This is a genomic window from Sphingopyxis sp. KK2 (genome assembly GCF_001990265.1).
In the GTDB taxonomy this organism is placed as follows: Bacteria; Pseudomonadota; Alphaproteobacteria; order Sphingomonadales; family Sphingomonadaceae; genus Sphingopyxis.
Map to the genome: position 1 here is coordinate 1 of NZ_LYVN01000170.1, position 7397 is coordinate 7397.

Here is a 7397-nt window from a genome sequence, read left to right on the forward strand (position 1 = left end):
ACGAGCGACCCGATCTCGAGCGTCTTGCGGCATTTGATATAATAGGGATGGGTCTGCGCCAGCCCTTCGTTATACGCCTTGATCTCGGTCGGCGTCATCGCCGACGGCGCCTTCGGCGGCGGCGCACGATCTTCCTCGGCATGAACAGCCGGGGCCGCAACCATCAGGACGGCAAACAGGGTCACAAATTTACGCATCGGATATCCTCCTCGCCGCCGGTAAAAACCAGGGCATCGAGCCGATATCATAGGTCGGCACCCGCCCCTTCGCCAAGCGGAATTTCGGCCGCCCGAACCCCGCGCAGAGTCAGCGTGGAATCGCGAAACCGGTCGCGTCGGCAGCCTCGAAATAACGCGTCAGCAGGTCGCGTTCGCGCGAGGTCAGATGCGGGTTCCAGACGTCGAAGATCAGCACCGCGCGCAGCTCGTCGCTGTCGTTCCACGCCTCATGCTCGATCGTGTCGTCGAAGGCGAAGGCCCTGCCCTCCTCCCACGCCCGCGTCTCGCCACCGACGCGAAAGCCGCAGCCCGGCGGCACGATCAGCGGCAGGTGGACGATCGCGCGCGTGTTGGTCACCCCGGTGTGCGCCGGTATCCGCGTGCGCGGCTTGAGCAGGGAGAAAAAGGCGCTCGGCGACCGGCCCGGGATCGGCGCGCCCGGCACAGCGGCGAACACAGCGGCGGTCACCGGGCAACGGTCGAGCACCGCCCGGTTCGGCTCGCCATATTCCCACAGGAAACAGGCACCCCAATCGAGCCGGTTGTCGAGCGACGACCAGATCGATTCGGGCGTCCCGGCGTCCATCCGCACATAGGGACGCAGCGCATCGCCGGGGTCGTCGAGCAGCGCGACAAGCTCGCCCCGGATCGCGTCGGTGTGCGCCTCGACCTCGGCGAACCAGGGGAAATGGCCGCGGTCGAAAAATTCGTCGGCGGGAAGAAAGGGATAAAACAGCCCCGCGCACTGGTTCTGGTAGATGCGGCGCCGGCCCAGCGCACTCGCGACAAAAGCATCGCCGCGGCGCATCTCGGCCTCGGACAGGTCGCCCCGCATCGGCGCCAGCGCATCGGTCACCGACGCGAACATCGTGTCGGTCGCACCGGCGATGAAGGCCTGCCCGTGCGCGAGCAGCGGTGCGAGCGGCGGCGGCACCGGATCGAGCTGGCCGCCGAGCGCGGTCGCCGCGCTCCAGGCACCGAGCGCCGCACCCAGTTCGCCGCGCGCCTCATGCCGTTCGGCCTTGCGGACCCACGCCATCAGGTCGCGCCGGTCAACCGCCAGCGCGGCATCGAGCGCGGCCAGTTCGCGCGCCTCGTCGCCAAGCGCGCGCCAGGCCGAGGCGAGATTGCGTTGCAGCGCGCCCGAATGCGGATCGGCCCCGACGGCCGCGGAAAAATGGGTCGCGGCGGCAGCGGGATCGCCCGCCTGAAGCGCCGCGATGCCCAGCCGATTGGCCTCGATGGCCGACGCAGGCGGAGATGAGCTGGTCATGCCCATGCTTGCCATCGGGAGAGGCAATCGGCAAGGTCGATTGATGACATCCGCGCCTTCCGTGACCGCCATCGTCGGCGATGCCGCATGGCTCGCGCACCGTTACGATCCCGGACATGACGCCTTTCATTTCCGCGGCGTCGCCCGCGCCGACCGCGCCGCGGTCCCATTCCTGACCGACGCCTGCCTCGGCACCGAACCGGCCCCTGTGGTGCTGCGCCGCAGCGACTGCATCGCAGCGAATGAAGGCAATCCGGCACCGCTGCATTTCCTCTTCCATTCGGCCTATTGCGCCTCGACGATGCTCGTCCAGGCACTCGATCAGCCGGGGATCGCAACGGGACTTTCCGAACCCGTGCTGCTCAACGACATGGTCGGCTGGCGCCGGCGCGGCGCCGACCCGCGGGCGCACGGACGGGTGATGAACGACGCGCTGGCGATGCTCGACCGCCCCTTCGGGCGGGACGAGGCGGTGATCGTCAAACCGTCGAATATCTTCAATCCGCTGGCGCGCGGCGCGCTGATGCTGCGGCCACAGGCGCGCGCGATCCTGCTCCACGCGCCGCTCCGCGCCTTCCTGCTGTCGGTCGCGCGGAAGGGCATGTGGTGCCGGCTATGGTGCCGCGAGCTGCTCGAATCCTATCTCGCCGACGGCTATGTCGACCTCGGCTTCGAGCCGCGCGATTATTTTCGTCAGTCCGACCTCCAGGTCGCGGCGATAGGCTGGCTGGCCCAGCAAAAAGCCTTTGCCGACCTCGCGACCTGGGCGCCCGACCGCATCGCGACGCTCGACAGCGAAACGCTGACCGGCGCACCGGCGGCGACGGTTCTGGCCGCGGCAAGCCATTTCGGGTTGGCGGCCGATCCGGACCGCATCGCCGCGCATCCCGCGCTTGCCCGCAACAGCAAATCGGGCGCCGCCTTTGCCCCCGGCGAGCGCCAGCGCGACCTTGCGGCGGCCGAGGCCGCTTACGGCGAAGAGATCGAACAGGTGCTCGGCTGGGCGACCGTCGTCGCCGACCAGGCCGGCATCCCGATGGCGCTTCGGCAAGCCCTTCGTATCGGCTGATTCAGCCGGCCAGCCATGCCGGCTCTCTCATGATTATCGCGGACATAGAAAAAGGGGCGGACATTGCTGTCCGCCCCCAATTCTTGTGCTTGGCTGAAGAGAATTAGAACTTCAGCTTCACCGACACCGCGTAACGGCGGCCCAGCGCGTCGTAGGTCGACGGGAAGGTGTTGCCGCTGTTGTAGGTGGTCGAACCGATCGTGTTGCCGACGATCGGCGGCTTCTGGTCGAGCAGGTTCTGCACGGTCGCGGTGAACACCAGATTCTCGCTGACGTTGAAACGGGTCGTCAGGTCGAAATAGTGCTTTGCCTTGATCTTGCGGAACTGCGGATCGACGACGCAGCCGTTCGGATCGGTACCCGTCGGATCGGGGCAGCCAGTAACCGGATCGGTCCCGGCAGCCACTGCCGCGTCGATGTCGGCCTGCAGCTGATCGGGTTCGAACGAAACACCATCCTGCCAGCGCCACAGCAGCGAGACGTCGACCGCGTCGAAGCCGAAGGTGAAGCGGTTCGAGAACTGGAACTCGGGCTGGATCGAGCCCGTGAACGAGCAGTTCACGCTGTAGTAGCCGACGCATTCGCGGTTCAGGCTCGTCGGATCGGCGGCATTCGCCTTGAACTTCGAGCTGTGCGTCCAGTTACCGACGAACGACCAGTCGAGGCTCGCGAAGCCCAGATCGGCGTTGTAGTTCATCAGCAGGTCGACGCCGTCGGTGAACAGGCGACCCTGGTTGTTCGTCGTACCGAACAGGCCCGGGGTGGTCGCCGGATCGCCGTCGAGACCGCCAGTGATCGGGTTACGACGGATCGAGGTACAGGCCGCATCGGTCGCGCTCGACGCATCAAGGCCGTCGAAGCAGGCGCTGATGATGTCGCCCGGCAGCGGGGTGCCGAGAACGTCGTCGATCTTGATGTTGTAGTAATCAAGCGACAGGTTGAAGCGCGGCAGGAAATCGGGCTGCCACACGACGCCGAGCGTCCAGGTGTCGGCTTTTTCCGGCTGCAGGTTCAGGTTACCACCGGTGGTGATATTGGCCTGGGCCGCGGTCGGGTTGGTGATCGAACCGATCGTGCCGACGGGGGCACCCTGAGCGATACAGACGGCGCGCAGGTTGGCGTTGCCAACCGGAGCAGCACCGGCGCAGGGGTCGATGCCGAGGTTGGTCAGGCCGACGCTGGTCGGCGTGAACAGTTCGCCGATGTTCGGCGCGCGAACCGCGCGGCTGTAGTTACCGCGGAACTTCACGCCCGCACCCGGCTCCCAGCTGCCGCCGGCTTTCCAGGTGGTGGTGTTATAACCGCTGCCACCTTCGACGCTGTAATCCGAATAACGGATACCGGCTTCGAGGGTCAGGCTTTCGAAGAACGGCTTGTCCTCGATCAGCGGCGCGACGATTTCGGCATAGGCTTCATAGACGTCATACTGACCGTCGATGTCCGGAGCTGCGCCGCCGGCGCCACCGAGTTCACCCGGGGTCTTGGCGAGAAGATCCGATGCCTGCTGCGCCTTGTACTTGCGATATTCGCCACCGACGGCGAAGCCGATCGGCTGGACCGCCCCCGGCGAAGCGAAGCCGAGGTCACCCGAGATGATCGCACGAGCCTGGGCCAGCGAGGTCCGGTTGGTGGTCGAGCTGTTCGCCGACAGGTACGAGGCGGCAGCCGGGGTGATCGAGCCTTCGGGGCCGAACAGGTTGACGGGAACGCAAGCCGCGTTGCCGCTCTGGCAGGTGACGCCATCGTTCGACAGCGCCGCTTCGCGGAAGCGCGACTGCAGCGTGTAGCCCTTGATCGTCTGGATATTTTCCGATTCGCCATAGGCGCCCTCGATGTTCCAGTCGATCGAGTCGGTGATGCCGCCACGGGCGCCAACGCGATAGTCGAAGAAGGTCGTCTGATAGTCGCTGATACGCGGACCGACTTCCGGCGTACGACGCGACAGCGCGGTCGTGACGGTCCGGTAGTTCGGATCGCTCGGGCCGGTGGCGACAGCAGCCGCGTCGCACTGCGCCTGGGTGTAGAGCGGCGTGTACGCCGTCTGACCCGACACGGCCTGGCCGGCGGCGTTGACACCGTTGACGACCGGCGCGGTGTTGAGCGCGCAGAATTGGTTGCGGATCGCGGCCGGCAGGTTCGGGTTGTTCAGGTTGATCGTGACGGTGCCGCCGAACGAACCCGACGGAGCGATAATCGTCGAAACGGTCTGCTTCGAGAACATGCCGCGCGCATAGACCTCGACCGAATCCGACACTTCATAATTGGCCTGGCCATAGATGTTGAAGCGTTCGAACGGCGTCTGGAAAATGTTGAACGGGTTGAAGTTGTAGGTGGCGAAGGTGCCAACCGCTTGGCCGGCGGCATTGACCTGACGCACACCGCCGTTGGCGGCGCCGCCCGGGGTCAGCGCCAGGATCGGCGTACCGTCGGCGGTCGTGCCGGTCTGGGTGTATTGCGCGATGGTGTTCGGCGCGTTGCCGGCCAGCGGACGGGTGCCCGAGAAGCGCGACGGAACCGAGGTGCCCGAACCCAGGAAGGTGTTCGAATAGCTGTCGAGTGTGTTGTCCGAGAAGGGACGCGCACCCTGATAAACGGGGTCGGCCTGCTGGTAACCGACGCTCAGCACGGCGTTACCGCGGCCGTCGTCGAAGTTCGCGCCGATGGTGGCGTCGACGCGGAAGACGTTGCCGTCGCCCTGCTCGGTGATCTGCTCCGAAGCGGTCATTTCGAAACCGGCGAAGTCGCGCTTGGTCACGAAGTTCACGACGCCGGTGATGGCGTCGGCACCATAGGTGGTCACCGCGGCGCCGGTCAGCGCGTCGACGCGCTCGATCAGGGCCAGCGGGATGTTGTTAAGGTCGACGCGGCCGTTGACGTCCGACGGAGCGACGCGGTTGCCGTTCAACAGGACGATGTTGCGGGTCGAGCCGAGGCCGCGAAGGTCGACGTACGAAGCGCCGCCGTTGCCGTTGTTGACGGCCGAACCGATGTTGGCGACGACGCCCGGCAGTTCGCGCAGAACTTCTTCAGCGGTGTTCGACTGCTTCAGCTCGATCGTGTCCGCCGTGGTCACGTTGACCGGCGTCGACTGCTCGAGGTTGGGGTTGCGGATCAGCGTACCGGTGACGACGATTTCGGATTCGGTCGTCGCACCTTCTTCTGCTGCATCCTGCGCGAACGCAGGTGCCGAAACGAGCGCAACGCTCAGCACCAGCGGTGCGGCGCCCAGCTTCAGCTTGGAATATTGGGTTTTCTTCACAGTGCAGTCCCTTGCTACTGATGGATAAGATACCCGGACCCCCATGGCGCAGGCAGAACGCCAGCACACAGATGCCCCGATAGCGTGCGGGATGATCCTTCATTCATGTCGAGTAAAGGGAATTTCCCCGCCTTCCGGCGGTTTCACCGGCCATTGTGACGTATTTGCAACAAGTGGGAGACTGCGCGAAATTCTATGATGCGTCGCAGCATGTCGCGCGACATAAAGTTACGCCGGTTACGAATTCGGTCGCGGCTTCAGCGCCCCATCGGCCCGGCGAGCTTGCCGGGATCGAGCCGCGCGTCGCGCCATTTCATGCCCCAGTGCATATGCGCACCCGTCGCGCGTCCGGTCGCCCCGACGGTGCCGAGCGGCTGCCCCTGGACGACACGGTCGCCGGCCTTCACGTCGAGCCGCTGGCAATGGAGAAAGGCGCTGTTCAGCCCCATGCCATGGTCGACGATGAGCAGATTGCCCTCGAGCGTGAAGGGGGACGACGCCGCCAGCACGACCACCCCGTCGGCGGGCGCGACGAAGGGCGTGCCCGCGGGAACCGCGATGTCGGCGCCGCTGTGATAGCTGCCCGGCTTGCCTTGGTAGACGCGCTGCGACCCGAAGAAGCCCGACCGCCGCCCGGTCACCGGCCAGATGAAGCTCTGGCGCCAGCCGTCCGACGCATGATCGGTCGCGCGCGCCGCGGCGATCTGCGCCAGCTCGGCCGGACGCCGCCGTTCGAATTCGGCGTCGCTCGACGCGCTGCCGCGATAGGGCGCGTTGATATTCTCGATCCGCCACTGGCCGAGCGCGACCGCCAGCACGCGTTCGATCCGCGCCCCGTCGGCAACGGTCGCGACCAGCCGCGCCTCGGGCGCCGCATCGCGGTCGAAGGCGATCAGGAACCAGCCGTCGGCGGTCATCGCGACCGGCCGGCCGTCGAGCGTCAGCGCCGCCGTCCCGCTCGGCGCCTGCCCGACCATCGCGCCGCCCTGCTCGGCGATCCCGCGCAGCGTGAAATCGCGGCGCAGCGGCGCGATCGGTCCGACGACCACGGGCTGGGGCGGATTGACCGGCTCGGCCCGCGGCGGAGGCGGCGGCGAGGCCGCAACGTCGCTCGCCGGCGGCACGCAGCTCGCCGCGACGACCAGCAGCGGCAGCGCCGCGCCGTAACGCATGCCTCGCTTCGCGTGCCTCATGCCCGCTGGTCGAGCGCCGCCTGCACCGAAATCGCCGCGCTTGCATAAGGCTCCTGCCGCGCCACCGACCAATAGCGCAGCTCGTCGAGCCCGACCGGCACCCCGGTCACCGCGCACAGCACATGGTCGCCGGGCTCGAGCACGCGAAAGCCATTCGGTCCATAGTGGAGGCGGGCAAGGCGGTTGCGGCTGGCGATCAACATGATGGAATGTCCATTAGGATGGGTGCGTTACGCCAACCATAGCAGCTTCCGCGCCCTCGGCCAGCCCGGCCGGCTCAGAAAAGCTCGCCCTGCCCCCGCTTCGGCGCGGGCGGCGGCGGCTTGCGCACGGCCTTCGCAACGGTCGGCGTGTCACCATCGGCCACCGCGACCGGCACCTCGCC

5 protein-coding genes and 1 pseudogene are annotated in these 7397 nt (G+C 66.8%); 1 reads left to right on the top strand and 5 read right to left on the bottom strand.

Translation table 11 applies throughout. The features are described 5' to 3' along the window. Both B1A78_RS19185 and B1A78_RS19190 read right to left on the bottom strand, forming a co-directional pair. Positions 1-197 (bottom strand): annotated as a pseudogene (locus B1A78_RS19185) (hypothetical protein); the annotation flags it as partial. 109 nt (positions 198-306) lie between these two features. After that, a complete protein-coding gene (locus B1A78_RS19190; protein ID WP_083734333.1) occupies positions 307-1491 on the bottom strand; it encodes an aspartyl/asparaginyl beta-hydroxylase domain-containing protein in 1185 nt (394 codons plus the stop codon). A 43-nt stretch (positions 1492-1534) separates the two neighbouring features. Between B1A78_RS19190 and B1A78_RS19195 the strand changes: the two genes are divergently transcribed. Next, the gene (locus B1A78_RS19195) at positions 1535-2560 is read left to right on the top strand and encodes a hypothetical protein (protein ID WP_077148500.1); all 1026 of its coding nucleotides are present in this window, start codon (positions 1535-1537) and stop codon (positions 2558-2560) included. Between the two features lie 103 nt (positions 2561-2663). Here B1A78_RS19195 and B1A78_RS19200 read toward each other — a convergent pair whose 3' ends face one another. The 3 genes from B1A78_RS19200 to B1A78_RS19210 all read right to left on the bottom strand — a co-directional run bounded on the left by B1A78_RS19200 (position 2664) and on the right by B1A78_RS19210 (position 7215). After that, positions 2664-5819 (bottom strand): TonB-dependent receptor domain-containing protein, encoded by a 3156-nt coding sequence (locus tag B1A78_RS19200; RefSeq protein ID WP_256839412.1) that lies wholly within the window; start codon positions 5817-5819, stop codon positions 2664-2666. A gap of 257 nt (positions 5820-6076) precedes the next feature. Further along, positions 6077-6991, bottom strand: coding sequence for a M23 family metallopeptidase (locus tag B1A78_RS19205; RefSeq protein WP_256839414.1), 915 nt, complete (start codon positions 6989-6991; stop codon positions 6077-6079). A 17-nt stretch (positions 6992-7008) separates the two neighbouring features. Beyond that, the gene (locus B1A78_RS19210) at positions 7009-7215 is read right to left on the bottom strand and encodes a DUF2093 domain-containing protein (protein WP_077148503.1); all 207 of its coding nucleotides are present in this window, start codon (positions 7213-7215) and stop codon (positions 7009-7011) included. Positions 7216-7397 lie beyond the last annotated feature (182 nt).

What these genes read in the sequence shown, in the direction of transcription:
- B1A78_RS19190 (WP_083734333.1), bottom strand. Translation starts at nt 1,491, where the DNA reads ATGACCAGCTCATCTCCGCCTGCGTCGGCCATCGAGGCCAATCGGCTG.
- B1A78_RS19195 (WP_077148500.1), top strand. Translation starts at nt 1,535, where the DNA reads ATGACATCCGCGCCTTCCGTGACCGCCATCGTCGGCGATGCCGCATGG.
- B1A78_RS19205 (WP_256839414.1), bottom strand. Translation starts at nt 6,991, where the DNA reads ATGCGTTACGGCGCGGCGCTGCCGCTGCTGGTCGTCGCGGCGAGCTGC.
- B1A78_RS19210 (WP_077148503.1), bottom strand. Translation starts at nt 7,215, where the DNA reads ATGTTGATCGCCAGCCGCAACCGCCTTGCCCGCCTCCACTATGGACCG.